Source organism: Pseudomonas sp. URMO17WK12:I6, from assembly GCF_003253625.1.
Taxonomy (GTDB): Bacteria; Pseudomonadota; Gammaproteobacteria; order Pseudomonadales; family Pseudomonadaceae; genus Aquipseudomonas.
Genome location: NZ_QKYZ01000026.1, coordinates 11,856 through 37,576, shown reverse-complemented (window position 1 = coordinate 37,576; position 25,721 = coordinate 11,856). Strand labels below are relative to the sequence as shown.

Annotated in this window: 27 protein-coding genes; 2 read left to right on the top strand and 25 right to left on the bottom strand. The window is 60.1% G+C overall.

The genetic code is table 11. The annotated features are described in order from the left end of the window. Nucleotides 1-124 precede the first annotated feature (124 nt). From F475_RS29040 to F475_RS28975, 14 genes are all read right to left on the bottom strand, one after another. Nucleotides 125-763 (bottom strand): TetR/AcrR family transcriptional regulator, encoded by a 639-nt coding sequence (locus tag F475_RS29040; protein ID WP_007942012.1) that lies wholly within the window; start codon nucleotides 761-763, stop codon nucleotides 125-127. A 383-nt stretch (nucleotides 764-1,146) separates the two neighbouring features. Further along, on the bottom strand, nucleotides 1,147-1,938 hold the full coding sequence (locus tag F475_RS29035) for a TatD family hydrolase (protein ID WP_111455354.1): 792 nt from the start codon (nucleotides 1,936-1,938) through the stop codon (nucleotides 1,147-1,149). A 14-nt stretch (nucleotides 1,939-1,952) separates the two neighbouring features. Beyond that, nucleotides 1,953-2,309 (bottom strand): PilZ domain-containing protein, encoded by a 357-nt coding sequence (locus tag F475_RS29030; protein ID WP_018926214.1) that lies wholly within the window; start codon nucleotides 2,307-2,309, stop codon nucleotides 1,953-1,955. A 32-nt stretch (nucleotides 2,310-2,341) separates the two neighbouring features. Then, entirely contained in the window at nucleotides 2,342-3,328 is a 987-nt protein-coding gene (locus F475_RS29025) for a DNA polymerase III subunit delta' (RefSeq protein ID WP_111455353.1), read from the bottom strand. Beyond that, a complete protein-coding gene (gene tmk, locus F475_RS29020; protein ID WP_064616594.1) occupies nucleotides 3,321-3,953 on the bottom strand; it encodes a dTMP kinase in 633 nt (210 codons plus the stop codon). Before tmk ends, F475_RS29025 begins: the two co-directional genes overlap by 8 nt. A 19-nt stretch (nucleotides 3,954-3,972) precedes the next feature. Then, nucleotides 3,973-5,163, bottom strand: coding sequence for an endolytic transglycosylase MltG (mltG, locus tag F475_RS29015; RefSeq protein ID WP_111455352.1), 1,191 nt, complete (start codon nucleotides 5,161-5,163; stop codon nucleotides 3,973-3,975). A gap of 3 nt (nucleotides 5,164-5,166) precedes the next feature. Next, nucleotides 5,167-5,982: an aminodeoxychorismate lyase gene (gene pabC, locus F475_RS29010; protein WP_064616590.1), complete on the bottom strand. Its 816-nt coding sequence runs from the start codon at nucleotides 5,980-5,982 to the stop codon at nucleotides 5,167-5,169. Then, on the bottom strand, nucleotides 5,982-7,226 hold the full coding sequence (fabF, locus tag F475_RS29005) for a beta-ketoacyl-ACP synthase II (RefSeq protein ID WP_026286429.1): 1,245 nt from the start codon (nucleotides 7,224-7,226) through the stop codon (nucleotides 5,982-5,984). Before fabF ends, pabC begins: the two co-directional genes overlap by 1 nt. A gap of 109 nt (nucleotides 7,227-7,335) precedes the next feature. Next, the gene (acpP, locus tag F475_RS29000) at nucleotides 7,336-7,572 is read right to left on the bottom strand and encodes an acyl carrier protein (protein ID WP_003175607.1); all 237 of its coding nucleotides are present in this window, start codon (nucleotides 7,570-7,572) and stop codon (nucleotides 7,336-7,338) included. A 192-nt stretch (nucleotides 7,573-7,764) separates the two neighbouring features. After that, complete coding sequence (gene fabG / locus F475_RS28995; RefSeq protein WP_111455351.1) at nucleotides 7,765-8,508, bottom strand: 3-oxoacyl-ACP reductase FabG; 744 nt, start codon at nucleotides 8,506-8,508, stop codon at nucleotides 7,765-7,767. Nucleotides 8,509-8,524: 16 nt separating this feature from the next. Next, nucleotides 8,525-9,463: an ACP S-malonyltransferase gene (gene fabD / locus F475_RS28990; RefSeq protein ID WP_026286430.1), complete on the bottom strand. Its 939-nt coding sequence runs from the start codon at nucleotides 9,461-9,463 to the stop codon at nucleotides 8,525-8,527. Nucleotides 9,464-9,588: 125 nt separating this feature from the next. Further along, on the bottom strand, nucleotides 9,589-10,599 hold the full coding sequence (plsX, locus tag F475_RS28985) for a phosphate acyltransferase PlsX (RefSeq protein ID WP_018926222.1): 1,011 nt from the start codon (nucleotides 10,597-10,599) through the stop codon (nucleotides 9,589-9,591). A gap of 3 nt (nucleotides 10,600-10,602) precedes the next feature. Then, on the bottom strand, nucleotides 10,603-10,785 hold the full coding sequence (gene rpmF, locus F475_RS28980) for a 50S ribosomal protein L32 (protein ID WP_003179396.1): 183 nt from the start codon (nucleotides 10,783-10,785) through the stop codon (nucleotides 10,603-10,605). Between the two features lie 13 nt (nucleotides 10,786-10,798). Then, on the bottom strand, nucleotides 10,799-11,326 hold the full coding sequence (locus F475_RS28975; RefSeq protein WP_007942001.1) for a YceD family protein: 528 nt from the start codon (nucleotides 11,324-11,326) through the stop codon (nucleotides 10,799-10,801). A 105-nt stretch (nucleotides 11,327-11,431) separates the two neighbouring features. On the opposite strand from F475_RS28975, the gene F475_RS28970 reads away from it, so the two are divergent. Continuing rightward, nucleotides 11,432-12,010: a nucleoside triphosphate pyrophosphatase gene (locus F475_RS28970; RefSeq protein WP_018926223.1), complete on the top strand. Its 579-nt coding sequence runs from the start codon at nucleotides 11,432-11,434 to the stop codon at nucleotides 12,008-12,010. A gap of 59 nt (nucleotides 12,011-12,069) precedes the next feature. Here the strand turns inward: F475_RS28970 and sppA are convergent, their stop codons facing one another. The 3 genes from sppA to rluC are packed head-to-tail and all read right to left on the bottom strand — an operon-like array spanning nucleotide 12,070 to nucleotide 14,692. Then, the gene (gene sppA / locus F475_RS28965) at nucleotides 12,070-13,059 is read right to left on the bottom strand and encodes a signal peptide peptidase SppA (RefSeq protein WP_064616586.1); all 990 of its coding nucleotides are present in this window, start codon (nucleotides 13,057-13,059) and stop codon (nucleotides 12,070-12,072) included. Between the two features lie 24 nt (nucleotides 13,060-13,083). Beyond that, nucleotides 13,084-13,746, bottom strand: a complete 663-nt coding sequence (locus F475_RS28960) for an HAD-IA family hydrolase (protein WP_111455350.1) — start codon at nucleotides 13,744-13,746, stop codon at nucleotides 13,084-13,086. Next, nucleotides 13,733-14,692, bottom strand: a complete 960-nt coding sequence (rluC, locus tag F475_RS28955) for a 23S rRNA pseudouridine(955/2504/2580) synthase RluC (protein ID WP_007941997.1) — start codon at nucleotides 14,690-14,692, stop codon at nucleotides 13,733-13,735. The genes F475_RS28960 and rluC overlap by 14 nt, the downstream gene beginning before the upstream one ends. Before the next feature lie 700 nt (nucleotides 14,693-15,392). On the opposite strand from rluC, the gene rne reads away from it, so the two are divergent. Further along, nucleotides 15,393-18,596, top strand: coding sequence for a ribonuclease E (gene rne / locus F475_RS28945; protein WP_111455349.1), 3,204 nt, complete (start codon nucleotides 15,393-15,395; stop codon nucleotides 18,594-18,596). Between the two features lie 91 nt (nucleotides 18,597-18,687). Here the strand turns inward: rne and F475_RS28940 are convergent, their stop codons facing one another. The 8 genes from F475_RS28940 to F475_RS28905 all read right to left on the bottom strand — a co-directional run bounded on the left by F475_RS28940 (nucleotide 18,688) and on the right by F475_RS28905 (nucleotide 25,718). Further along, nucleotides 18,688-19,281: an NTP transferase domain-containing protein gene (locus tag F475_RS28940; protein WP_018926227.1), complete on the bottom strand. Its 594-nt coding sequence runs from the start codon at nucleotides 19,279-19,281 to the stop codon at nucleotides 18,688-18,690. Further along, nucleotides 19,278-20,261: an XdhC family protein gene (locus tag F475_RS28935; RefSeq protein ID WP_111455348.1), complete on the bottom strand. Its 984-nt coding sequence runs from the start codon at nucleotides 20,259-20,261 to the stop codon at nucleotides 19,278-19,280. The genes F475_RS28940 and F475_RS28935 overlap by 4 nt, the downstream gene beginning before the upstream one ends. After that, nucleotides 20,261-22,582: a xanthine dehydrogenase family protein molybdopterin-binding subunit gene (locus tag F475_RS28930; RefSeq protein ID WP_111455347.1), complete on the bottom strand. Its 2,322-nt coding sequence runs from the start codon at nucleotides 22,580-22,582 to the stop codon at nucleotides 20,261-20,263. Before F475_RS28930 ends, F475_RS28935 begins: the two co-directional genes overlap by 1 nt. Continuing rightward, nucleotides 22,579-23,049 carry a (2Fe-2S)-binding protein gene (locus tag F475_RS28925; RefSeq protein ID WP_007941956.1) on the bottom strand — a complete coding sequence of 157 codons (471 nt, stop codon included), beginning with the start codon at nucleotides 23,047-23,049 and terminating at the stop codon, nucleotides 22,579-22,581. Before F475_RS28925 ends, F475_RS28930 begins: the two co-directional genes overlap by 4 nt. A gap of 242 nt (nucleotides 23,050-23,291) precedes the next feature. Continuing rightward, nucleotides 23,292-24,311, bottom strand: a complete 1,020-nt coding sequence (gene murB / locus F475_RS28920; RefSeq protein WP_018926231.1) for a UDP-N-acetylmuramate dehydrogenase — start codon at nucleotides 24,309-24,311, stop codon at nucleotides 23,292-23,294. Next, nucleotides 24,308-24,772, bottom strand: coding sequence for a low molecular weight protein-tyrosine-phosphatase (locus F475_RS28915; RefSeq protein ID WP_018926232.1), 465 nt, complete (start codon nucleotides 24,770-24,772; stop codon nucleotides 24,308-24,310). The genes murB and F475_RS28915 overlap by 4 nt, the downstream gene beginning before the upstream one ends. Next, nucleotides 24,772-25,536 (bottom strand): 3-deoxy-manno-octulosonate cytidylyltransferase, encoded by a 765-nt coding sequence (gene kdsB / locus F475_RS28910; protein WP_018926233.1) that lies wholly within the window; start codon nucleotides 25,534-25,536, stop codon nucleotides 24,772-24,774. Before kdsB ends, F475_RS28915 begins: the two co-directional genes overlap by 1 nt. Further along, nucleotides 25,533-25,718, bottom strand: a complete 186-nt coding sequence (locus tag F475_RS28905) for a Trm112 family protein (protein WP_003179363.1) — start codon at nucleotides 25,716-25,718, stop codon at nucleotides 25,533-25,535. Before F475_RS28905 ends, kdsB begins: the two co-directional genes overlap by 4 nt. Between the last annotated feature and the right edge of the window lie 3 nt (nucleotides 25,719-25,721).

Sequence of the window (25,721 nt, the reverse complement as noted above, 5' to 3'; positions counted from 1 at the left end):
TTCGAACGCGCAAAACTTGACTCACAAATCAAGTTTTAGCAAGCCCTATGCCTGAGTATATTCCTGCGGTACTGCGCCACGTAGCTAAATCATGGCTCATGGCGCAATTAGACAACTGGATGGCTCAGCTGCTCGGAGTGTCGGTATCGCGCTTGCGCTTGTTGCCCATGCGCACGCCGATGTCCATCAGGAACTGGAAGAAACCTTCCTGATCTTCCAGCACATTGCTCCAGAACGGCGAGTGATACAGCGCCACGGCGCCATGCACCAGCGCCCAGGCTGCGCAGTAATGGAAGTAAGGCGGCACGTCTTCGAGCTTGCCTTCGCTGATCCGGCCCTTGATCAGTAGGGTCAGGCGTTCGAAGTTCGAGGCGCGGATCTTGTGCAGTTCCTCGACCATCTCCGGTACCTGGTTGCCCTTGACCACCTTTTCTTCCAGGCGATCGAACAACCGATAGCGTTGCGGATCGCGCATGCGGAATTCGAAGTAGGCCCGAGACAGGGCTTCCTTGTCCTTATCGACATCGGCGGAATGCAACAGCTCGTTCAAATCACGCTCGTAGTCGAGCATCAGGCGCAGGTAGATCTCCGCCTTGGATTTGAAGTGCTTGTAGATCGTGCCTTTGCCGATACCTACGGCATCAGCAATCATCTCGACGGTGACACTGTCTTCACCTTGTTCGAGGAACAGCTTGAGCGCGGTATCGAGAATTTCTTGCTCGCGGCGACGAAACTCACGGACCTTACGAGGTTCTTTATGCATAAGAAAAGGTCTGTAGGGGTCAAAATTCGAAGCCGCGTATTATGCCTAACTTACGCCAAAATGCACGGATCATCCGACCATATATGTGTTTCTTGATGAATTCACGCGACCTCGCCGGTTGATGAGAACTCAACCGAAGCGCACGTATTCCAAATTTGTTTAAAAACCCGACCAACCAAACTGGACTCGGCGCGATACTGATCAATACTTCAACTGTCGGCGAGGCATCTCCCCCAAGTGTCGCGCCGATGAAGGTACCAAAGGATTGCGTGCCTTTGTTTTACTCCTAATGGTCTTAACCCGGATTCACCCCCCAGAACCCGGGTTTTTTTTGCCTGCAATTTGAGAGCAAGGCCCGCCACAGGTTGCGACTTTTTCCAACGTTACGCCGATGCCCTGACGTGCGCCAACGGAAATAACCGCTTGAAATTCTCGGTAGTCTGCTCGGCAAATCGCCCGTAGGGCTCGCCTCGCAACATTGCCAGAAATTCCGCTACCTCACGCACGTACTGCGGCAGGTTCGGTTTGCCGCGATACGGGATCGGCGCCAGGTACGGCGAATCGGTTTCCACCAGCAAGCGGTCTGCTGGCACTTTGCTAGCCACATCGCGCAAGGCATCGGCATTGCGAAAAGTGACAATACCGGACAGGGAAATGTAATAACCCATATCCAGCGCGGCCTTGGCCATCTCCCAGTCTTCGGTGAAGCAATGCAGAACGCCTGCTTGAGGCAGCGCCGCCTCACGCAACAGTTCGAGGGTGTCGGCCCGGGCGCCCCGGGTATGGATGATTACCGGCTTGCCGGTCTGTTGCGCCGCTTGCAGGTGCAGGCGGAACGACTCCTGCTGCAACTCTGCCGCTTCCGGTTCGTAGTGGTAATCCAGGCCGGTTTCCCCGATCGCCACCACCCGCGGATGATTGAGTTCGCGCAACAGCCAATCCAGCGCCGGAGCGGCACCCGGCTGCACGTCCAGCGGATGCACGCCGACCGAACAATCGACGTCGTCGTAACGTTCGGCCAACGCCTTGACGTCGGCGGCGTTATCGGCGCTGACGCCAATGCACAGAAAGTGCCCTACTCCCCTCTGACGAGCCGCGTCGAGCGCGGCATCCAGAGAGCCGTTGTGGGCGGTGAGATCGAGGCGATCAAGGTGGCAATGGGAATCTACAAGCATAAAAGGGCTGCAACTTACATCGTATGAGTGGGACGGTCGGACTTCAGAGCTCCGGCCAGATGGGTTTCGATTCGACTGCGCGCGGTGTTATCGCCTTCGTTGAATTGCACGCCGACTCCAGCGGCGCGGTTGCCCTGGGCACCTTTGGGGGTAATCCAGGTGACCCTGCCGGCGACCGGGATCTTTTCCGGTTCGTCCATCAGGTGCAGCAGCATGAAGACCTCATCGCCCAACTTGTAGCTCTTGTTGGTCGGGATAAACAGGCCACCGTTCTTGATGAATGGCATGTAGGCCGCATAGAGCACGGACCTGTCCTTGATGGTCAAGGACAAAATGCCATTGCGCGGCCCCGGACTGATGGGTTCGTTCATGCTGACCTCCATTTCTGATGATCAGAGTCTAGTCACCTCTGGGCAGGCAAGGATACCCATTGCACCAACAGCGCCTCCAGCAACAGCGCCGGATTGAGGTTGGCCTTGCTCATCACTTTCTGCCGCTGGGCTAGAATCCAGTCCTGAATATTCAGGACTTTATCCTGAGCGGCTTTCTGCGCCAGGTATTGAATCACCTTGCGCATGTCCGCCAACCCCAGCCCCGCTTCATCCTGAGTCAACTGATAACGCAGGATCAGGCTCGACCAGTCGCAGAACCAGTCGAACAGCAGCAACATGGGAATGGTTTTCCATTCCTCGGCCAGTTGCGTCGGCGATTGCTGCTGCTTGAGCAACCTCTTCACGCCCTCGACCACCAGCGCCCGCTGCTCGCGCACGCCCTGGGCCTGCAATTTGACCGCGGCCAATGGCGAACCGGCAGCAAGGGTCAGCAGTTCAATGCGCTCGTCTTCCGAGCAGTCCGGCAACGTCTTGGCCAGCCACGCCAGACTCATGGCTTCGCTCGGCAAAGGACAGGCCTGCTGTACGCAACGGCTCTTGATGGTCGGCAGCAGACGACTGGTCTGGTGGCTGACGAGCAGCAATACGGTGTCGCCGGACGGCTCTTCAAGGCTTTTTAGCAAGGCGTTGGCGGCGTTGATGTTCATCGACTCGACCGGCTCGATCAGCACCACTTTGCGACCGCCCATCTGCGAAGTCTGAACCACGAAGCTGACCAGGTCACGCACCTGATCGACCTTGATCGCCCTGTCTGCCTCTTCCGGTTCAAGGACGTAGTTGTCGGGATGACTACCGGCCTTGAGCAGAAGGCAGGATTTGCATTCACCGCAGGCGCCCTGGGCGGTCGGACGCTGGCACAACAAACTGGCCATCAACCGCTCGGCCAGCGCACGCTTGCCGATCCCGGCCGGGCCATGCAGCAGATAGGCATGGGCGTGCTGGGCACGACCGGCCAATTGCTGCCAGAGACTGTCCTGCCACGGATAGGCTTCAGCCACGGGTCAACTCCAGCAGACGTGGCAGCAAGACATCCAGAGACTGCTGAACCTGCGCCAGCGGTTGAGCGGCATCCACCAGGACATAACGCGCAGGATCCGCTTTGGCACGCTCGAGGAAGGCACTGCGCACGGCATCGAAGAACGTGCGGCCTTCAAGCTCGAAACGGTCCAGGCGACCGCGGGCGCTGGCGCGGGCCAGGCCCACTTCCACCGGCAGATCGAAGATCAGCGTCAAGTCCGGGCGCAGATCGCCCTGCACGAACGTTTCGAGGGTCGCGATGCGCTCCAGCGACAAACCGCGACCACCGCCCTGGTAGGCATAGGTCGAATCGGTAAAACGATCACACAGAACCACCGCACCACGGGCCAGCGCCGGGCGGATCACCTCGGCCAGGTGCTGGGCTCGCGCAGCGAACACCAACAGCAGCTCGGTGTCAGGGTTCATGACCTCATCGACCGGCGCCAACAACACGTCGCGGATCCGCTCGGCCAGGGGCGTGCCACCCGGCTCCCGGGTCAACACCACCTCGATCCCGGCGGCGCGCAGACGCTCGGCCAGGTATTCGCGATTGGTGCTCTTGCCGGCACCTTCCGGGCCTTCCAGGGTAATAAACAAGCCAGTCACAGGCAGTCCTTAATCAGAGTCATTGCGGGCTTTGCGGCGCCGGAGCATCCCGCTCGGGTGCTGGCGCAGGCTCTTGTGCAGAGTTTTGCGGCGCTACTTGTGGCACGTCTTCGGCTGCCGTATCAGGCGAAGCCGCCGGGGTTGGCGCCTGGGCATCTTCCGTCAGCGGCGTGGTAGTCGGTGCCAGGCTGGAACGGTAATCGGCCCGGCGATTGAGCTGGAACTCCCGCACCGCATTGTTATGGGCGTCCAGATCATCGGAGAACACGTGGCTGCCATCACCGCGCGCAACAAAATACAGGCTGTTGCCGTCCGCCGGATTCAACGCCGCATGGATCGCCTCGCGGCCGACCATCGCAATCGGTGTCGGCGGCAGGCCAGCGATCAGGTAAGTGTTATACGGCGTCGGCTCCTTGAGATGGGCGCGGGTCAACTTGCCGTTATAGCGATCGCCCAAGCCGTAGATCACCGTCGGATCGGTCTGCAGCAACATGCCCATCTCCATGCGCCGCACGAACACGCCGGCGATTTGCCCGCGCTCCTGCGGCACGCCGGTTTCCTTTTCCACCAGCGAGGCCATGATCAGTGCCTGATAGGGTTCGGTATAGGGCACGTCGGCAGCACGCTGGCTCCACTCCTTGGCGAGGACTTCGTCGAGGCGGTCGTAAGCCTTCTTGAGCAGATCGACGTCAGTCATGCCACGCACGAAACGGTATGTGTCGGGGAAGAAGCGCCCTTCGGGGAAAATCCCGCCGTGCCCGAGCTTGTCCATCACCTGGCTGTCGCTCAAACCGTTGAGGGTCTGTTCGAGCTTTTCATCCTTGGCCAGGGCTGCGCGGACCTGATGGAAATTCCAGCCTTCGACCAGCGTCAGGCTGTACTGAACCATTTCCCCGCGCTTCCACAGGTCGATCAGCCCTTCGACTGTCATGCCGGGAACCATGCGGTATTCGCCGCTGTGCAGCGGTTGGCCCGCCAGGTTGAAGCGCCAGTACACACGCAGCCAGAAAGCGTCCTTGATGACGCCATCGGCTTCAAGTCGAATGAAAGTGCGGTTCGGCGTAGTGCCTTTGGGCACTTCCAACAGCTGTTCCTGGGCGATATTCAGCGGCTGTTCCAGCGCCGAATGGATTTTCCAGGCGCAAGCGCCCGCCAACAGCCCCGCCAGAACCAGTCCGGTTTCCAGCAGCAGCAATAATTTACGTTTCACGAATCAGGCATCCAGTAGCGCACGGGCAATGGTTTGGAGTTTACGGGTGAGCGGCCCAACCGGCCAGCTCAGTGCGGCATAGGCGCGCACCGGCCAAACGCCATAAACGCTGTTGCAGACAAAGACCTCATCAGCCCATTGCAGCTGTTCGAGGGTAATGTCGATGATTTGTGTGGGAATCCCCAATGACTCGGCTTGAAACAATAATTCGGCACGCATCACGCCTGCCACGCCACAACGTTTGAGATCGGCGGTCACCAGCACGCCATCGCGCACCAGGAACAGATTACTGAACACACCTTCGATCACCCGCCCGACCTGATCCAGCATCAAGCCTTCAGCATGCTCGGTGTCCTGCCATTCGGAACGGGCGATAACCTGCTCCAGACGATTCAGGTGCTTGAGACCGGCAAGCAATGGCTGCTTGGAAAGCCGTGTTGTACAAGGGAACAGGCGCACGCCCTGCTTCGCATGCACAGCCGGATAGGCAGCAGGAGGATTGCCTTGCAGAATGCGCCGGGCCTGGGCCGAGGGATCGGGGGCGTAACCGCGCAGGCTGTCGCCGCGGGTGAGGATGAGTTTGAGCACGCCCTCGCCCAGTGCGGCGGCATAGGCCAGCAGCTCCGCGCGGATCAGCTCATGATCGGCGGCAATCGCCAGGCGCGAACAGCCCTCGGCCAGACGCGACAAATGTCGATCCAGCAACAACGGCTGCCCGCCCTTGACGGCGATGGTCTCGAACAGACCATCGCCGTAAGCCAGGCCGCGATCTTTCAGCGACAAAGCGTCAGCCGGTTGACCGTCGACCCAGCTGTCCATCAGTCAGCGAACCGGCGGAACACCAGCGAGCCATTGGTACCGCCAAATCCGAAGGAGTTGGACAGCACCACGTCGATATCCATGCCGCGCGCGGTGTGGGGTACGAAGTCGAGGTCGCAGCCTTCGTCCGGCTCATCGAGGTTGATGGTCGGCGGGGCTACCTGACTGTTGATTGCCAGCACGCTGAAAATCGCCTCGACCGCCCCTGCCGCACCCAGCAGGTGACCGGTCATGGACTTGGTCGAACTGACGGCCAGCTTGTAGGCGTGATCGCCGAACACCGATTTGATCGCACAGGCTTCGGCGAGGTCGCCAGCCGAGGTCGAGGTGCCATGGGCATTGATGTACTGCACCTGATCACCATTGATCTTCGCATCGCGCAAGGCATTGGTGATGCAACGCGCAGCACCCGCGCCATCAGCCGGTGGCGAGGTCATGTGGTAGGCATCGCCACTGGTGCCGAAACCGATCAGCTCGGCGTAAATGGTCGCGCCACGGGCCTTGGCGTGCTCCAGCTCTTCGAGAACCAGTGCGCCGGCACCGTCGGACAGCACGAAGCCATCACGACCCTTGTCCCATGGACGGCTGGCACGGGCCGGCTCGTCGTTGCGGGTCGACAGTGCGCGGGAGGCACCAAAGCCGCCCATGCCCAGACCACATGCAGCCATCTCGGCGCCACCGGCGATCATTACGTCGGCTTCGTCGTACATGATGTTACGTGCCGCCATGCCAATGCAGTGCGTACCGGTGGTACACGCCGTGGCGATGGCGTAGTTAGGTCCCTGTGCACCCAAGTGAATGGACAGGAAACCGGAAATCATATTGATGATCGAGCCAGGCACGAAAAACGGAGAAATCCGCCGTGGGCCGGAATCATGCAGTGTGCGGCTGGTGTCTTCGATATTGGTCAGACCGCCAATACCCGACCCCATGGCCACGCCGATACGCTCGCGATTGGCGTCGGTAACCTCAAGACCTGCGTTACGCACGGCTTGAAAACCTGCAGCCAGACCGTATTGAATGAACAGGTCGAGTTTGCGGGCTTCCTTGACCGACAAGTATTCCTCGACATTGAAGCCCTTTACCGAACCGCCAAAGCGGGTGGAATAGGCAGAAAGGTCGGTGTGTTCGATCAGACCAATGCCACTGCGGCCAGCCAGAATGCCCTGCCAGCTGCTCGGCACATCCGTGCCCAGTGGCGACAACATACCCATACCGGTGACTACGACGCGTCTACGCGACACAGCACTCTCCTTTTTTCAAATGACGACTTCGCACAAGGCCTAAAGAAAAAACCGCACGCCATGATGGCAGTGCGGTTTTTCCATGACAGCGAGCGACGACTAAAAACTATTACGCCTGATGGCTGGTAACGTAGTCGATTGCTGCTTGTACAGTAGTGATCTTTTCAGCTTCTTCGTCAGGGATTTCGGTCTCGAATTCCTCTTCCAGAGCCATCACCAGCTCAACGGTGTCAAGGGAGTCGGCACCCAGGTCTTCAACGAAGGAAGCGGTGTTGACCACTTCTTCTTCTTTAACGCCCAGTTGCTCAGCAACGATTTTCTTGACGCGCTCTTCGATGGTGCTCATACCTTGTTTTCACTCCTAATGGACAAATTCAGGCAGCTGGCCAGTGGGTAAGTGTATAGAAAGACTTTTCAGTTTTTCAACTGAAAGCTTCACTCCTCAAACCCTGCGGCCCTCTGCCGATAAAATAGATTGCAGCTTTATAACGGATTTTAGACAGCTCGTATGACATTTTTTTGAAGCAATCCGTCACATTTAACTCATGTACATCCCGCCGTTCACCGGGATTGTAGCCCCAGTAACGTAAGCCGCACCGTCGGACGCAAGAAAAGCGACCACAGATGCGATCTCTTGAGCTTGCCCCAGACGACCCAGCGGAATTTGCGTCTGCAAGGCTTCACGCTGCGCATCGGGCAGTTCGCGGGTCATATCGGTGTCGATGAACCCTGGGGCCACCGAGTTTACCGTAATCGAACGCGAACCGACTTCACGCGCCAGCGCACGGCTGAAACCTTCCAGACCGGCCTTGGCGGCTGCGTAGTTTACTTGGCCTGCGTTGCCCATGGCACCCACAACCGAGCCAATACTGATAATTCGTCCCCAACGGGCTTTGGTCATACCGCGCAAAACGCCCTTGGACAGGCGGAACAGACTGTTCAAGTTGGTATCGACAACGTCATGCCATTCGTCATCTTTCATGCGCATCATCAGGTTATCGCGGGTGATACCGGCATTATTGACCAGGATCGCTGGCGCACCGAACTGCTCCTGAATGCTCGCCAGCACGGCCGCTACGGACTCGTCGCTGGTGACATTGAGTTCCAGGCCAGTGCCCTGAATACCGTTTTCTTTCAGAGTGGCGGCGATACGCTCGGCACCCGATGCGGAGGTCGCAGTACCAATAACGATGGCACCCTGACGACCCAGCTCCAGAGCGATAGCCTGGCCGATACCACGGCTGGCACCGGTGACCAGTGCAACTTTACCTTGCAGACTCATGCAAGCTTCTCCTTGATCAGACCAGCGCTGCACGGGCGGCAGCGAAAGCATCTGGGGTATTGAGGTTAGAGGTCGACACGCCTTCAGCGCAACGTTTGTTCAGACCGGCCAGGACCTTGCCCGGACCGCACTCGACCAGTTGGGTTGCACCCTTGGCAGCCAGTGCCTGGACCGATTCGACCCAGCGCACAGGCTTGTAAAGCTGCTCAAGCAGATCGCGCTTGAGGGTTTCCAGATCGGCTGGTACGTCGGCACTGACGTTCTGCACTACCGGAATCTGCGGCGCCTGCCAGTCGATCGCTGCGATCGACTCGGCGAATCGCTCGGCGGCCGGACGCATCAACTCGCAGTGGGACGGCACGCTGACCGGCAACGGCATAGCGCGCTTGGCACCACGCGCCTTGCAGCCTTCGATGGCGCGTTCGACCGCAGCCTTGGCGCCGGCAATCACTACCTGGCCCGGCGAGTTGAAGTTGACTGCGCTGACCACTTCACCTTGCGCCGCTTCGGCGCAGGCTGCCAGCACATCAGCATCGTCCAGACCGAGGATAGCGGCCATGCCGCCCTGCCCGGCCGGAACGGCCTCCTGCATCAATTGACCGCGACGCTCTACCAGCTTCACCGCGGCGCCCAGGCTCAGGCTGCCCGCAGCCACCAGGGCGCTGTATTCACCCAGGCTGTGACCGGCAACGTAAGCCGGACGCGCGCCGCCTTCAGCCAGCCACAGACGCCACAAGGCGATCGAGGCGGTCAGAATGGCCGGTTGGGTTTTATCGGTTTGATTGAGTAGTTCTTCCGGCCCTTGCTGGGTCAGCGCCCACAGGTCGTAACCCAGAGCATCGGAAGCTTCTTTGAATGTTTCAAGGACCACCGGGTGTTGCGCGCCCAACTCGGCCAGCATGCCGAGGGACTGCGAACCCTGTCCTGGAAAGACGAATGCGAGGGAAGCAGACATGTAACAAGCCCCTAATGATCTTGTCGTCGGAGAATTGACGTCCCGCCAGGGGAACGCAAGAAACTGACAGTTGGATGGCTCATTGAACTGAGCGGTCACATTTAAGCATTGTCTGACGAAAACGCCTAAGGCAACAAATCTTCCAGGCGCCCATGAAGACGTTCCGGCAAGTTTTCCTGGATCTCGATCAAGGCGCGCTGAATCGCACTCTGGAAGCCCTGAACCCCCGCCGAACCATGACTTTTCACGACAATTCCCTGCAAACCGAGAAAACTTGCGCCGTTATGGCGTGCCGGCGCCAGCTCGGCCTGCAAGCGCTTCATCAGCGGCAGCGCCAGTGCGCCTACCAGTTTCGACGCGAAATTTTTCTTGAACTGGGCCTCGATGCGCCCGGCGATCATGGTCGCCAGGCCTTCGCTGGATTTGAGCAGGATATTGCCGACAAAGCCGTCACACACCACCACATCCGCCTCGCCACGGTACAAACCGTCGCCCTCGACAAACCCGATGTAGTTCAGGCCACGCGCATTTTGCAGCAGGGTCGCCGCCAGCTTGACTTGCTGATTGCCCTTGATGTCTTCGGTGCCGATATTCAGCAACGCGACCCGTGGACGAACGACGCCCAGGGCTTGCGCCGCCACAGACCCCATCACCGCAAACTGCAACAGATGCTCGGCACTGCAATCGACATTGGCGCCCAGATCGAGCAACTGGCAGAAACCTTTCTCGGTCGGAATGGCGGCGACCATGGCCGGCCGATCGATCCCCGGCAAGGTTTTGAGCACAAACCGCGACAACGCCATCAGCGCACCGGTATTGCCGGCACTGACGCACGCCTGGACCTTGCCATCACGCAACAACTCCAGCGCAACGCGCATCGACGAATCAGGCTTGCCGCGCAGGGCCTGGGCAGGCTTTTCGTCCATGGTGATGACTTCGGACGCCGGCACAATCGACAGGCGCGAGCGATCCGCAGCCGATTGGCCAGCGATCAGTTCTTCAAGTAGGGAGGGTTGACCGACAAGGGTCAGGTGCAGCGAGGGCGTAGCTGACAGACAAGCAAGGCTGGCCTGAACAATGCTGCGGGGACCGAAGTCCCCGCCCATTGCGTCAATCGCGATGACTTGAGCGGACAAGGATTACTCGTCAGCGCCCTTGTCGATCACTTTACGGCCACGGTATACGCCTTCTGGCGATACGTGGTGACGCAGGTGAACTTCACCGGTGGTTTTTTCTACAGACAGGGTGCTAGCCTCGAGAGCATCGTGCGAACGACGCATGTCACGGGCAGAGCGGGATTTTTTGTTCTGCTGAACAGCCATAATTGATTAACTCCTAAACGTTTGGGTCACGCTTTAACTGCGCCAATACACTGAACGGGTTGGACCGCGTTACCTCGTCCTCGCTCGGTTCGGGCTCATCTGCTCCCGCCGGCTGCTGGCATTCTTCCGGATGATGAGCAGGCACAATGGGCAAGGCGAGCAGAAGCTCCTCCTCGATCAGTGACTGCAGATCCAATGGATCTTCGCCCAGTTCCAGCACGTCATAACCTTTCGGCAACGACTGGGTATTCGCACCCTCCTTCACCACAGCATAACTGCATTCGCTATGGATCGGCAGGGTGACCAGCTCAAGACAACGCTGGCAAACCATTTTGACTTCGGTGTCGATAAAGCTGTGGATTACCACAGACTTACGTTCATCTCGTTCAAAAACGAATTTAGCCTGCACCGTACCGACATTGTCGGAAAGCGGGTCGCAGAGTCTCTCCAAATCGGCCAGCAGCATTTCACCTTGAAGGGTGGTGCCACGGTCAGCCAATTTGCGCGGGTCAACGTGAGGTGGAATCGGGTCATTCAACATAGGCGCAGCATTATAGGGATGCCCCCAGCCATGTCAAAGGAAATTCAGCCCTGTCCGCCACTTGAGCCTGCGTTAGAATTCGCCCCTTGCCCTTTGGAGATGCGCATGCTGCCTTTATTACTCGCTTCAAGCTCGGTTTATCGCCGGGAATTGCTGGCCCGCCTGCAGCTGCCGTTTACTTGCAGCTCGCCGGATATTGACGAAAGCCATCGCCCGAACGAGTCAGCCATCGAACTGGTAAAGCGCCTCGCCGAAGAAAAAGCCCGGGCACTTACCGCCAGTCATCCTGCTCACCTGATCATCGGCTCGGACCAGGTCGCGGTACTTGGCCAGCGAATTATCGGCAAGCCACACAGCTTCGAAAAGGCCCGCGAACAACTGCTCGCATCGAGCGGTGCCAGTGTGACATTCCTCACCGGGCTGGCATTGCTCAACAGCCAGACCGGCCACTGCCAGGTCGACTGCGTGCCGTTTACCGTGCACATGCGCGCACTCGACGCAGCACGCATCGAACGCTACCTGCACGCCGAGCAGCCCTACGACTGCGCTGGCAGCTTCAAGGCTGAAGGATTAGGGGTGAGCCTGTTTCAAAGCACCGAAGGCCCTGACGCCACCAGCCTGATCGGCCTGCCACTGATTCGCCTGGTTGACATGTTACTGGCTGAAGGCGTGCAAATACCCTGAACCGCTGCGCGCGCACAAAAAAACCGGCCACACAGGCCGGTTTTTTATGCAGACAACGATCAGCGCAACGCCGGCCCCTGGAAGCCCATCCACATCGCCAAATGCTCAGCCACGCTGGCACCGAGCTTTTTCGAGAAGCGATCAAACGGCGACTCCTCGATAGTGAAGTCCACCAGCTCTTTCTCGCCAATCACGTCACGCGCCACCGAACTGGCACTGCCCAGACCATCAATCAAGCCCAGCGGCAGCGCCTGCTCACCGGACCAGACCAGCCCGGAGAACAGCTCCGGATGATCTTTGTCCTTGAGACGATCGCCACGCCCCTTCTTGACGCTACTGATGAACTGCTGATGAGTGGTGTCGAGCACACCCTGCCAGAACTGAGTTTCTTCAGGCTTCTGCGGCTGGAACGGATCGAGGAATGATTTGTGCTCGCCAGAGGTGTAGGTACGACGCTCGACACCCAATTTTTCCATGGTGCCGACAAAACCGTAACCGGCCGCGGTCACACCAATGGAACCCACCAGGCTCGCCTTGTCGGCATAGATCTGATCTGCCGCACTGGCAATGTAATAGGCACCGGAAGCTCCCAGATCCGAGATCACCGCGTAAACCTTGGTATCCGGATGCAAGCCGCGCAAACGACGAATCTCGTCATAGACATAACCCGACTGCACCGGACTGCCGCCCGGACTGTTGATCCGCAGGATCACACCCTTGACCTTGTTGTCCTCGAAGGCTTTACGCAGACTGCCGACGATATTATCTGCACTCGCCGGCTCTTTGTCGGCGATCATGCCGGTTATATCGATCAGCGCCGTGTAAGCGGAACCGCGAGTGGCGCTTTTTTCCATATCCATCAGCGGCGAGAACAAGAACAACGCAAGCAACAGATATGCAAAGGTCAGCAGCTTGAAGAAAATCCCCCAGCGACGGGATCGGCGATGCTCCTGCACACTGGCCAGCAGGGTCTTTTCCAGCAGCTTCCAGCTTTTTTCGTCACCGCTCTCCGCGCTCGCCTTGGCGGGTGCTTTCCATTCGTCGGTCATGACATTTACCCCTGCAAAAAACCGTTATGCCCGCTGACTCAGCCAGGCGCGCAATTCTGAAAAACGATCAATGGACAGCCGTGGCTCGAGCTGCTGCAACGCCTCAATCGATTGAGCGCCATAGCTGACCGCCACCGAATCCATGCCGGCGTTGCGCGCCATCTGCAGATCGAAGGACGAATCCCCGACCATCAGCGCCTGCTCCGGGCGAACCTCGCAATGGGCGAGAATCTGCTCAAGCATCAACGGATGGGGCTTGCTGGCCGTTTCATCGGCTGCGCGAGTGACATCAAAATAATCTTCCCAGCCGTGAGCCTTCAGCACCCGGTCCAGCCCGCGCCGAGCCTTGCCGGTGGCAACCGCCAGGTGATAGCCGTCAGCACGAAACGCCTCCATCGACTCAAGCACACCCTCGAACAACGGCGAAGGAACAGCCTCTGCCGCGATGTAGTGCTCCGCATAATAGTCACGGAAAGCCATCAGTTCGCCATCACCGATCTCGGGATACAAGGTCCGAATCGCTTCCGGCAACCCGAGACCGATAATGCCTTTGACCGCAAAATCATCGCGCAACGGAAAGCCGGAGCGCCTGGACGCCACGTGCATCGCCTCGACAATCCGACCAATGGAGTCTGCGAGCGTACCGTCCCAATCGAAAATCAGCAGTTTGTAATCAGATGGGCGCACTCAATCGCTCCACGGTTTTGGCCCACATCTCGTCGACCGGCGCCTGCAACTTCAGCTCGCCGCCATCAGGCAGCGGCACGGTCAGCATGTAGGCATGCAGGAATAGACGCTTGCCGCCCAGGTCACGAATTTCCTTGCTGAAATCTTCATCGCCGTACTTGGTGTCGCCGGCGATGCAATGCCCGGCATGCAAAGTATGGACGCGAATCTGGTGAGTGCGACCGGTGATCGGCTTGGCTTCGACCATGGTGGCAAAGTCACCGAAGCGGCGCAGCACCTTGAACACGGTCAGGGCTTCCTTGCCTTCTTCGTCGACTTCGACCATGCGCTCGCCGGAGCGCAGATTGCTCTTTTGCAACGGCGCACGGACTTGCTTGATCGAGGTCGCCCAGTTGCCGCGCACCAGCGCCATATAGCGCTTGTCGACGCCATCACCGCGCAATGCGGCGTGCAAGTGACGCAACATGCTGCGCTTTTTGGCGATCATCAGCAGGCCGGACGTGTCCCGGTCGAGGCGGTGAACCAACTCGAGCTCTTTTGCATCAGGACGTAACTGACGAAAGGCTTCGATGACGCCGTAATTCAAGCCGCTGCCGCCGTGAACCGCGATGCCAGCGGGCTTGTTGATCACGATCAGCGCCTTGTCTTCGTAGACAATCGAGGCCTCGAGCCGCTGCAGCAGCCCCTGCGCCAGTGGCACGGGCTCGTCGCGTTCGGGCACGCGAACCGGCGGCACGCGCACGATATCGCCCGCCTGCAGCTTGTATTCGGGCTTGATCCGACCTTTGTTCACCCGCACTTCGCCTTTACGCAAAATGCGGTAAATCAAGGTCTTGGGCACGCCTTTGAGCCGAGCGAGAAGGAAGTTATCAATACGTTGGCCGGCATATTCCGGCGAGACCTCAAGCAGTTGTACGCCTGGGGTCGAAGGGGCAGTAGTCGTCATGGTGCAGATGATAACAATTTTTTATGGAATTGAAGCACTTAATCATTGCTGCTATAGTCGCGAACGCCGCCAAAAGTGGCCTGGACAGCGGACTAACGGTCAAAAACCGGCCCTGACCAACGCAATTCACGAGGACGAGAGGCCGTCCTACGGGGCTTTCGCTACGTAACGGCAGAGTTTGCAGTTGTAACAAGCGCAGGTGACATAAGGCCTGAATCATGCCGCAAAGCAGAGTTTTCACTCGCCTTCCGAGCAAATATTCACGGCCAGTTCACAAAGTGCAGTCAGCTGCAAACGACCCCGAGCGAACGCTTCGGAAACAACGCCTAAATTAGCCATGATGCGTGACCTCCCCTTTCGGAGCTCACGGTAAATGCCAACCCGCTGCGGATTCTGCGCGCGGCAGCACCCGAATTATCAGGGATACGTGTAGGGTGGAGATGCACAACCGCTGGACTGTGTAGCAATAGGCTTTATCAAGACGCTTCATCTCGTCCACAGCCGCCGGTTGATTCCTCCTCCTGACTGAGTGCTTAAGTAGCCACAGCAAGCAGGACGCGTACGTCGCGATACCGGCCCAATTGGTCGGACATCGCTGGACACGGGAATGGCCAACCGCTCCCGACGCACCTGACACCGACCGTGAGAAGTCGTGTGTGCCGAACGCCGTTTCCGGCAGCCCGGAAACCGACGGTACTACATGAAAAGAATGCTGATTAACGCGACTCAACCTGAAGAGTTGCGTGTTGCACTGGTAGATGGCCAACGCCTCTACGACCTGGACATCGAATCCGGTGCACGCGAGCAGAAGAAGGCCAACATCTATAAAGGCCGGATTACTCGCATCGAACCAAGCCTTGAGGCTGCCTTTGTCGATTTCGGCTCTGAGCGCCACGGCTTCCTGCCCCTCAAAGAAATCTCCCGCGAATACTTCAAGAAAACTCCCGAAGGCCGCGTCAACATCAAGGACGTCCTGAGCGAAGGCCAGGAAGTCATCGTTCAAGTCGAAAAAGAAGAACGTGGCAACAAGGGCGCCGCCCTGACCACCTTCATCAGCCTGGCCGGTCGTTACCTGGTTCTGATGCCGAACAACCCGCGTGCCGGCGGTATCTCCCGTCGCATCGAAGGTGAAGAGCGCAACGAACTGCGTGAAGCCCTCAACGGCCTGGTTGCCCCGGCCGACATGGGTCTGATCGTTCGCACTGCCGGCCTTGGCCGCAGCAGCGAAGAAATGCAGTGGGACCTCGACTACCTGCTGCAACTCTGGACCGCCATCAAAGAAGCCTCGCTGGACCGCGCCGCGCCGTTCCTGATCTACCAGGAAAGCAACGTGATCATCCGCGCCATCCGCGATTACCTGCGCCAGGACATCGGCGAAGTGCTGATCGACAGCGTTGAAGCCCAGGACGAAGCCCTGACCTTCATTCGCCAGGTGATGCCGCAGTACGCCAGCAAGATCAAGCTGTACGAAGACAGCGTTCCGCTGTTCAACCGCTTCCAGATCGAAAGCCAGATCGAAACCGCCTTCCAGCGCGTCGTCGAACTGCCTTCCGGCGGCTCCATCGTCATCGATCCGACCGAAGCCCTGGTGTCCATCGACATCAACTCGGCGCGCGCCACCAAAGGCAGCGACATCGAAGAAACCGCTCTGCAGACCAACCTTGAAGCCGCCGAAGAAATCGCCCGTCAGTTGCGCTTGCGCGACATCGGCGGCCTGATCGTCATCGACTTCATCGACATGACCCCTGCCAAGAACCAGCGCGCCGTGGAAGAGAAAGTCCGCGAATGCCTGGAAGCCGACCGCGCCCGCGTGCAAGTCGGTCGCATCTCGCGCTTCGGCCTGCTGGAAATGTCCCGTCAGCGCCTGCGTCCATCGCTGGGCGAAAGCAGCGGCATCGTTTGCCCGCGTTGCAACGGCACCGGCATCATCCGTGACGTTGAATCGCTGTCGCTGGCGATCCTGCGCCTGATCGAAGAAGAAGCCCTGAAAGACCGCACCGCCGAAGTTCGCGCACAAGTGCCGATCCCGGTGGCGGCGTTCCTGCTCAACGAAAAACGCAACTCGATCACCAAGATCGAACTGCGCACCCGCGCCCGCATCGTCATTCTGCCGAACGATCACCTCGAAACGCCGCACTTCGAAGTTCAGCGTCTGCGTGATGACAGCCCGGAAGCCAGCATCAACCAGTCCAGCTACGAGATCGCTGCTGCCGCTGCGGAAGTCGAAGAAGTCCAGCCAGCCGCCGCGACCCGCACCCTGGTTCGCCAGGAAGCCGCAGTCAAGACTGCACCGGCTCGCGCCAATGCTCCGGTGCCGACCGAAGTCGTCGCCGCCCCAGTAGCTGCGCCGGTTGCCGCGCCTGAGCCAAGCCTGTTCAAGGGCCTGGTGAAGTCGCTAATCAGCCTGTTCGCGACCAAGGAAGAGCCAGTTGCGCCGGTCGTGGTTGAAAAACCAGCGACTACCGAGCGCCCTGCCCGCAACGAAGAGCGTCGCAACGGTCGTCAGCAGAGCCGCAACCGTAACGGTCGCCGCGATGAAGAGCGCAAGCCTCGTGAGGAACGTGCACCGCGTGAAGAGCGCGCACCACGTGAGCCACGCGAAGAGCGTCAACCACGCGAAGCCCGCGAAGAAACGCCAGTAGTCGCCCGCGAAGAACGCGCTCCACGTGCCCCTCGTGAAGAACGTGCACCGCGCGCACCGCGCGAAGATCGCAAGCCACGTGGCGATCGTGAAGAACGTCCGGTTCGTGAACTGCGCGAGCCTCTGGATGCCGCTCCGGCCGCCGCTGCCACCGCTGAAGAGCGTCCTGCCCGTCAGCCACGCGAAGAGCGCGCTCCACGCCCACCGCGTGAAGAACGTCAACCACGCACCGAGCAAGCCGCTGCTGCCGCTGCCGAAGAAGAGCTGCCAACCAACGAAGAGCAACTGCAGGAAGATGGTCAGGAAGTCGCCGAAGGCGATCGTCCACGCCGCCGCTCCCGTGGCCAGCGTCGTCGCAGCAACCGTCGTGAGCGTCAGCGCGATGCCAATGGCAACGTGATCGAAGGTTCGGAAGAATCCGAATCCGCTGAAAACGCCGAAGCGCCAAGCGCTGCCGATCTGGCCGCCGGCCTGGCTGTTACCGCAGCCGTTGCCAGCACCGTGATCAGCGCACCTGCTGAAGCACAAGCCAACGAGCAAGCCGAACGCGCTACTGCTGCCACTCTGGAAACCGCTCCGGTTGAAGCGCCAGTGGTTGAAGCGACCACGCCGGTGGAAGTCATCGCCGCTCCGGAAATCGAAGTGGCCCCGGCTCGTGAAGCGCGGCCTGAAGTTGAAGCTGCCGCCGAACCAGTGGTTGCTGCAGAACCTGTCGTTGAAGCACCAGTGGCTGAACCGGCACGTGAAGTTCGCGAAGTTCGTGAAGAACAAACCACGTTCAACTGGATTGCCGAGCCACCTGTAGCCATCGAAGCTCCAGCGCCAGTCGCTGAGGCTCCGGTTGCTGAAGCCCCAGCGGCTGAAGCCACGGTCTCCGAGCCAGTGATTGCAGCTGCCGAGCCTGCTCCGCTGCTTGAAGCACCGGTGGTTGCCGAAGCTGCACCCGTGGTCGAAGCCGCTCCTGTCAGCGCTCTGACCCCAAGTGGCCGTGCGCCGAACGACCCGCGTGAAGTACGTCGTCGCAAGCGTGAAGCCGAGCGTCTGCAGAAGGAAGCCGAACTGGCTGCCGCTGCTGCTCCGGCCGCTGCCGAGCCAGCACCGGTTGTTGCTGAAGTCGTCGAGGCAGCCCCTGCCCCGGCCGCTGAAGTGTCTGCCGAGCCGGTTGAATCCGTGATCGACGAAGCACCGCGCTCCGTACAGGAAGCGGTAGAGCAACACGAGCAAGCCCTGGAAAAAGAGCACGAGCCTAAACCCCTCGCCTGATTCCATCGGCCACTAAAAAGCCCCGCCTGGTGATCCCATGCGGGGCTTTTTTATGTCGGTTGCTTCGCAGGAAAACCGCGATGGCGGTGCATCAGGCGAAGACCAACCTCTCTGGTATGTCCACATCCCACAACACACCCGGATCCTCCACCGCCACCTCGACCACCCTCGCCTGCGCAAACAGTGACTTGGCGCCCTGATCGCCGGTCAGCGCCATCAATCCCGGACCGAAGCTTCGCCCGAACCCCACCGGATGCCCATATTGCCCTTCATGCACCGGCACGCTGATGGTGTCATCCGCAATGGCCGCGACGACCTGCTCAATGCTCGACGGCAGGATAAACGGCATATCCCCCAGCATGATCAGCCAGCCACCGAGGTGCGAACAGGCCGCCACACCCGCCGCAATGCTGTCGCCCAGGCCGGTCGTCTCGATTCGCACAATCTCGCAACCATAAGCCTGCGCCATGCGAATCACTTGCGGGCGGTCCGCGGTGGTGACCAGCACACGCTTCTCGAGTGTGGCTGGCAGATTCACCAGCACCTGCTCGATCATTGAGTGCACGGTGATGCCATCACGGGCGGTGCAGTCCACCAGCAACTTGTCCTTATCGTCACCCGCTACCTGTCGAAACCGGCTGCCCTGCCCGGCGGCTAGAACGATAACGCCAATGGAGTCACTCATACGCCCTCCTGCAACGGCCTCTTCTGCTTGAGCTCGATGCCGTTCTTGATCGCCACAATCTCGGCCAGCAGCGACAAGGCGATTTCCGCCGGAGTATGGCTGCCGATGTGCAAGCCGATCGGGCCGTGCAAACGCTCGATGGCCTGTTGGGACAAGCCTAGCTGAGCCAGGTTGTCCCGGCGCTTCTGGCTGTTGACTCGCGAACCCAGCGCACCGACATAAAACGCCCTGGAATCCAGGGCCGTGAGCAGCGCCATGTCATCCAGGCGCGGATCATGGGTGAGTGCGACGATGGCGGTGCGTTCGTCGGTCTGGATGGTCAGCACTGCTTCGTCGGGCATGCCCGGAACGAAGCGACCGTGTTGTTCTTCCCAGCCGTAGACGAACTCGGTGCGCGGATCGCAGATCAGCACTTCGAAATCCAGCAGCCGTGCCATCTCGGCGACATACCGCGATAGCTGCCCCGCGCCGATCAACAACAATCGCCAACGCGGGCCGTAAATGGCGCGCAGTGTGTTGCCATCAAAACTCAGCACATCGTGCTTGTTCGCCGGCTGCAGAACCACTTCACCGGTCGCAATATCCAGCGAGCGCGCAACGATTTCATGCGCCTCGCAGCGCGCCAGCACCTGGGCGACCCACGCCGGATCGCCGACGCGCTCCTCGGTCAGGCGCAACGTGCCGCCGCAGGGCAAACCAAACCGCGCGGCCTCCTCACGAGTGACGCCATAAGTAATCAACTGCACCGGAGGCCCATCGGCCGGGATACGGCCATCGTGCAGCCGGGCAATCAGGTCATCCTCGACACAGCCACCGGACACCGAGCCAATCACTACGCCATCGCCACGCAAGGCGAGCATGGCGCCAGGTGCCCGGGGCGCGGTACCCCAGGTCTGAACCACGCTGTACAACATCACCCGCTGACCGGCGCGGCGCCATTCCAGCACGCTGCGCAGGACGTTCAGATCGACGCTATCCATCAGGCGTCAGCCTTCTGCCAGCCTTGCAGCTGATAGCGAACCGGCAAGTCACGGATGCGCTTGCCGGTGGCCGCGAAGATCGCGTTGCACAGCGCTGGCGCAATCGGCGGCACGCCCGGCTCACCGACCCCGCCCAACGGTACATTGCCCGGTGGCGTGACCAGGTGCACGGCGACTTCCTTCGGTGCCAGGGACATGCGCGCCACTTCGTACATGTGGAAGTTGTCCTGCTGGACCTTGCCATCCTTGAAGCTGATTTCCCCCAGCACCGCGTTGCCCAGGCCCATGACGCAGGCGCCTTCGAACTGCGAGCGAATTCGCTCGGGGTTGATCTGCGGGCCGCAATCCACGGCGATGTCGGCTTTGTGCACGATCAGCGTGCCATCGTCTTTGACTTCGACTTCGATCACGGCTGCCACATAAGTGACAAAGCTGTAATGCACCGCCAGGCCCAAGCCACGGCCCTTGGGTAGCTTACGCCCCCATCCGGCGGCTTTAGCGGCGGTTTCCAGCACGGTGCGCATCCGCGCGGTATCGATCGGATACCGCTCGGGGGATTCGCCGTAGTTCCACTCTTCACTCAAGGTACGCGGATCGATCTGACGGTCCGGGCCAAGCAGCTTGATCTGGTATTTGAGCGGGTCCTGGCCGGCCTTATGCGCCAGTTCATCGACAAAGCTCTGAATCGCAAAGCCATGAGGGATGTTCGACACAGAGCGATACCAGCCGACCCGCGTGTGGACCGCTGCTTCAGGGTTTTCCAGGCGCACGTTGGGGATCGCATAAGCCATGTTGGTAAAACCCATGCCCAGCTCGAAAGCCGCTTCATGGTTCATCCCCGGCGCGAACAGCGCGGTGATGCTTGGCGCCACCGTGCGGTGCAGCCAGCCAGACGGCAAGCCGTCCTTGTTCAGACTGGCCTTGAGGTATTCGGCAGACACGGTGTGGAAATACGAGTGATGGATGTCGTCTTCACGGGTCCACTGCACCCGCACCGCTTTGCCCGGGAATTCCTTGGCCAGGATCGCCGCTTCAACCACGAAGTCCGGCTTGGACTTACGACCAAAACCGCCGCCGAGCAAGGTGACGTTGAACGTGACGTTATCGAACGGAATGCCCAGGCGCTCGCCAATCCGCTCGCGGGTGACTTGCGGCGCCTGGCTTGGCGCCCAGGCCTCACACACACCGTCCTTGAAACGGGCGATGGCGACCATCGGCTCCATCGGCGATTGCGCCAGGTGCGGCAGATAGTAGGAAGCTTCGAGAGTGCTGTCGGCAGCGCTCATGGCCTGGTCGATGTTGCCGGTGTTGCGCACCACTTTGCCGGGCTTGAGCGACGCGGCTTCGAGTTCCTTGCGGTAGGCGATCGAGTCGTAACTGGCGTTGGGGCCGTCATCCCACTCGATCTTCAGCGCTTCGCGACCCTTGATCGCCGCCCAGGTGTTGCTGGCCACCACAGCCACACCGCCAAGAGGCTGGAACTCGGACGGCAATGGACGGCTTTCGATTTGCAGAACCTTGATCACCCCCGGGACTTTCATCGCAGCGCTGGCATCGAAGGATTTGACCTTGCCGCCGTAGACCGCCGGACGGGCGATGGTGGCGAAAAGCATGCCGTCGAAATGCACATCGGCGCCGTAGACCGCGCGACCGTTGACGATGTCCACACCGTCGATGGCCTTGGTGCCTTCCTTGCCGATGTAGCGAAACTCCGACGGCTGCTTGAGCCGCAGGCTGTCGCGAGCCGGCACCGTAAGCGCACTGGCTGCTGCGGCCAACGCGCCGTAGCCCAATTCACGGCCAGTCGATTTATGGATGACCTTGTGCAGTTGCGCATGGCACTCGCTGACCGGCACTTTCCATTGCGCGGCAGCAGCTTGCTCAAGCATGGTCCGCGCGGCAGCACCGCAACGGCGCATCGGCTCGTACCAATGACGCATGCTGCGCGAGCCGTCGGTGTCCTGATTGCCGAAACGTACTTCATCGCCCGGCGCCTGTTGCACTTTGACCTGTGCCCAGTCGGCTTCCAGTTCATCGGCCACCACCATGGACAGACTGGTGCGCACGCCCTGGCCCATTTCCGAACGGTTGCAAATCACCGTCACGCTGCCATCGGCGGCGATGCTGATGTAAACCTTCGGATCATCGATCCAGCCGTTGGGCATGCCGTCGGCACCGAATTTCTGCTCTTTTTCGGCGGCTAATGCATCCTGCCAGCCCCAACTGGCGGCCAGCACCAGCGCACTGGTGGCGCCCACGCCCTTGAGGAAACCGCGGCGGCTGAGATTACTCAGCGCAAAATCATTCGGTAGCTGGCTCATGCCTTGGCCTCCTTCAGGTGAGTGGATGCCTGGCGGATGGCGGTCTTGATCCGGTTGTAGGTGCCGCAACGGCAAATATTACCGACCATCGCCTCTTCAATCTGCTCGTCGCTGGGGTTCGGGTTGGTTTTCAGCAGCGCGGTGGCCGACATGATCTGTCCACCCTGGCAATAACCGCACTGAGCCACGGCGCTGTCGAGCCAGGCTTGCTGGACGACTTTGCCCACCGGGTCGGCGTGCAGGTTGTCGATGGTGCTGACGTTCTGGCCGACCACCGAGCCGATCGGTGTGATGCAACTGCGCGCTGGCGCGCCGTCGATATGAATGGTGCAGGCGCCGCACAGGCCCATGCCGCAGCCGAATTTGGTGCCGTTGTAGCCAGCCACGTCACGGATCGCCCAGAGCAGCGGCATGTCCTCGGTGACATCGAGTTGATGATCTTGACCATTGAGTTTCAGGGTAATCATGGGCACGCCCGCATAGTTATAGAGGTTATGGGGTCGAGCAATCTGCCGCTTGGGGTTCGCGGTTCACTACACGCAGATCGACTCAGGCTAATCGGCTCTCATATGTAGACGCGACGTCTGCACCGGGCCTTTGATGGAGCAAATGCTTGCATCGTTAGCTGGCTAAGTTAACTGAGCATTAACAAAAAAGCCCTGCACATTTGAAAATGTGCAGGGCTTTTTAATCAGCCTGAAGCGTAGCCTCAATACTGGTTGGGTTCCATTTCCAGGTCGACCTTGAAACGCTCTGCAATGTCGTTCTGAATGCGCTGCGCCAGATTCAGCAATTGCAGGCCCGTTGCGCTGCCGTAGTTGACCAGCACCAGCGCCTGTAATTTATGCACACCGGCATCGCCGTCGCGAAAGCCTTTCCAGCCGGCGCGTTCGATCAGCCAGCCCGCCGCCAGCTTCATTTGCCCATCGGGCTGCGCATACGCCACCAGATCCGGGTATTCACCCTTGAGTTGTGCCACAAGTGCGGCGGGCACCAACGGATTCTTGAAGAAGCTGCCGGCATTGCCGAGCACCGCCGGGTCCGGGAGTTTTTCGCTGCGGATGCTGCAAATGGCCTGGCTGACATCGGTCGGCGTCGGGTGATCAATACCCTGCTCGGTCAGGCGCTGACGCACCGGGCCGTATTCCAGGTGCAGGTGCGCGGTGCGCGTGAGGGTGAAACGCACCCGCAGAATCAACCAGCGCCCCGGCTCCTGTTTGAACAGGCTGTCGCGGTAGGCAAAGTTGCACTCGGCCAGTGTGAAGTCCCGCAGCTCGCCGGTCTGGCGATCGAGGGCTGTCAGGCCGGCGAATACGTCCTTTATCTCGACACCGTAAGCGCCGATGTTCTGCATCGGTGCCGCGCCGACGGTGCCGGGGATCAGGCTGAGGTTTTCCAGCCCCGACCACCCTTGCGCCAGGGTGTGCTGCACAAACGGGTGCCACGGCTCGCCCGCCTCGGCTTCGATCACCACCTGGTTGCCGTCATCGCTCAGCAGGCGAATCCCCCGTGTGGCCATGCGCAACACCAGTGCCGGCACATCGGCGGTCAGCAACAAATTGCTGCCACCACCGATCACCAGCACCGGCACTTCGTGTTCCACCGCGTAGGCCAGGGCTTCGCGTACGTCGGCATCGCTATGGGCTTCGGCAAACAGCCGCGCCTGAACGTCCACGCCAAAGCTGTTGTACGGTTTGAGCGAAACCCGGGGTTGAACCTGCAAACTCATAGCCGTCCCTTCAATTCGATCACCAGCAGATCGCTGGCGCGCTCGATCAGGTCCAGTACCTGTTCGAAGCCTTGGTCGCCGTCGTAATAAGGATCCGGCACTTCATCGACTTCCGACTGGTAGCGACGCAGGAACAAATCCAGCTCGGCCTTGCCCTTGGCCGGTTGCATGGTCTTGAGGTGGCGCAGGTTGCTGTTGTCCATCGCCAGAATCAGGTCGTAAGTGGCGAAATCGGCGCGGGTCACTTGCTGGGCGCGCTGGGCGGACAGGTCGTAGCCGCGCAGTTTCGCCGCAGCCTGGCTGCGCTTGTCCGGGGCCTTGCCGACGTGCCAGTCACCGGTGCCGGCAGAAGCCACTTCGACTTGATCGGCCAGCCCCGCCTCACGCAGCTTGTGCCGCAATACGCCCTCAGCCGTGGGGGAACGGCAGATGTTGCCCAGGCAGACGAACAGAACCCGCATCAGGCCTCCAGCAGGCGACGAACGCGCTCGAGATCTTCAACGGTGTCGACGCCGGTGGGCGGTGCGATCAGCGCATCGGCGACGTGAATCCGCACGCCGTGCCACAGGGCACGCAGCTGTTCCAGAGACTCGGTGTTTTCCAGCCAGCACGGGCCCCAGGTGACGAAGTCCTGAAGGAAGCCGGCACGGTAAGCATAAATGCCGATGTGGCGGCGATATGGCACGCCTTCCGGCAATTGCTCGCGGCTCTTGGCAAACGCGTCCCGAGCCCACGGCAAGGTGGCACGACTGAAGGTCAGCGCCAGGCCATTGAGGTCGCTGACCACTTTGACCACATTGGGGTTGAACAGGGTTTCGACGTCTTCGATCGGCTCGGCCAGGGTGGCCATGCGTGCTTCGGTGTGAGCAGCCAGGTTGGCGGCGACCTGATCGATCACGCTTGGCGGGATCAACGGCTCGTCGCCCTGAACATTGACCACGATCGCGTCCGGGGCCAGGCCCAGTTTCGCCGCAACTTCAGCCAGGCGGTCAGTGCCGGAGTTGTGATCTTCGCGAGTCAGCACCACTTCGGCACCAAAGCCCTTGCAGGCCTCGACGATGCGCGCATCGTCAGTGGCAACCACCACGCGCTGGGCGCTGCTTTTGCTCGCCTGTTCCCAGACGTGCTGGATCATCGGCTTGCCGGCGATCAGCAGCAGCGGCTTGCCCGGCAAGCGGGTGGAGGCGTAACGCGATGGAATGACAACGGTAAAGGCTGTGGTCATTTATCCAGACGCTCATCGGTGGTCAGGGTGCGCGCTTCGCTTTCGAGCATCACCGGGATGCCGTCGCGAATCGGGTACGCGAGGCCGGCGCCCTTGCTGATCAGCTCGGTTTTGTCGGCGCTGAGCTTGAGCGGGCCTTTGCAGACCGGGCAAGCGAGGATGTCGAGCAATTTGGTGTCCATGTA

What these genes read in the sequence shown, in the direction of transcription:
- F475_RS29040 (WP_007942012.1), bottom strand. Translation starts at nt 763, where the DNA reads ATGCATAAAGAACCTCGTAAGGTCCGTGAGTTTCGTCGCCGCGAGCAA.
- F475_RS29035 (WP_111455354.1), bottom strand. Translation starts at nt 1,938, where the DNA reads ATGCTTGTAGATTCCCATTGCCACCTTGATCGCCTCGATCTCACCGCC.
- F475_RS29030 (WP_018926214.1), bottom strand. Translation starts at nt 2,309, where the DNA reads ATGAACGAACCCATCAGTCCGGGGCCGCGCAATGGCATTTTGTCCTTG.
- pabC (WP_064616590.1), bottom strand. Translation starts at nt 5,982, where the DNA reads ATGGACAGCTGGGTCGACGGTCAACCGGCTGACGCTTTGTCGCTGAAA.
- acpP (WP_003175607.1), bottom strand. Translation starts at nt 7,572, where the DNA reads ATGAGCACCATCGAAGAGCGCGTCAAGAAAATCGTTGCTGAGCAACTG.
- fabG (WP_111455351.1), bottom strand. Translation starts at nt 8,508, where the DNA reads ATGAGTCTGCAAGGTAAAGTTGCACTGGTCACCGGTGCCAGCCGTGGT.
- fabD (WP_026286430.1), bottom strand. Translation starts at nt 9,463, where the DNA reads ATGTCTGCTTCCCTCGCATTCGTCTTTCCAGGACAGGGTTCGCAGTCC.
- rpmF (WP_003179396.1), bottom strand. Translation starts at nt 10,785, where the DNA reads ATGGCTGTTCAGCAGAACAAAAAATCCCGCTCTGCCCGTGACATGCGT.
- F475_RS28975 (WP_007942001.1), bottom strand. Translation starts at nt 11,326, where the DNA reads ATGTTGAATGACCCGATTCCACCTCACGTTGACCCGCGCAAATTGGCT.
- F475_RS28970 (WP_018926223.1), top strand. Translation starts at nt 11,432, where the DNA reads ATGCTGCCTTTATTACTCGCTTCAAGCTCGGTTTATCGCCGGGAATTG.
- sppA (WP_064616586.1), bottom strand. Translation starts at nt 13,059, where the DNA reads ATGACCGACGAATGGAAAGCACCCGCCAAGGCGAGCGCGGAGAGCGGT.
- rluC (WP_007941997.1), bottom strand. Translation starts at nt 14,692, where the DNA reads ATGACGACTACTGCCCCTTCGACCCCAGGCGTACAACTGCTTGAGGTC.
- rne (WP_111455349.1), top strand. Translation starts at nt 15,393, where the DNA reads ATGAAAAGAATGCTGATTAACGCGACTCAACCTGAAGAGTTGCGTGTT.
- F475_RS28940 (WP_018926227.1), bottom strand. Translation starts at nt 19,281, where the DNA reads ATGAGTGACTCCATTGGCGTTATCGTTCTAGCCGCCGGGCAGGGCAGC.
- F475_RS28935 (WP_111455348.1), bottom strand. Translation starts at nt 20,261, where the DNA reads ATGGATAGCGTCGATCTGAACGTCCTGCGCAGCGTGCTGGAATGGCGC.
- F475_RS28930 (WP_111455347.1), bottom strand. Translation starts at nt 22,582, where the DNA reads ATGAGCCAGCTACCGAATGATTTTGCGCTGAGTAATCTCAGCCGCCGC.
- F475_RS28925 (WP_007941956.1), bottom strand. Translation starts at nt 23,049, where the DNA reads ATGATTACCCTGAAACTCAATGGTCAAGATCATCAACTCGATGTCACC.
- murB (WP_018926231.1), bottom strand. Translation starts at nt 24,311, where the DNA reads ATGAGTTTGCAGGTTCAACCCCGGGTTTCGCTCAAACCGTACAACAGC.
- F475_RS28915 (WP_018926232.1), bottom strand. Translation starts at nt 24,772, where the DNA reads ATGCGGGTTCTGTTCGTCTGCCTGGGCAACATCTGCCGTTCCCCCACG.
- kdsB (WP_018926233.1), bottom strand. Translation starts at nt 25,536, where the DNA reads ATGACCACAGCCTTTACCGTTGTCATTCCATCGCGTTACGCCTCCACC.
- F475_RS28905 (WP_003179363.1), bottom strand. Translation starts at nt 25,718, where the DNA reads ATGGACACCAAATTGCTCGACATCCTCGCTTGCCCGGTCTGCAAAGGC.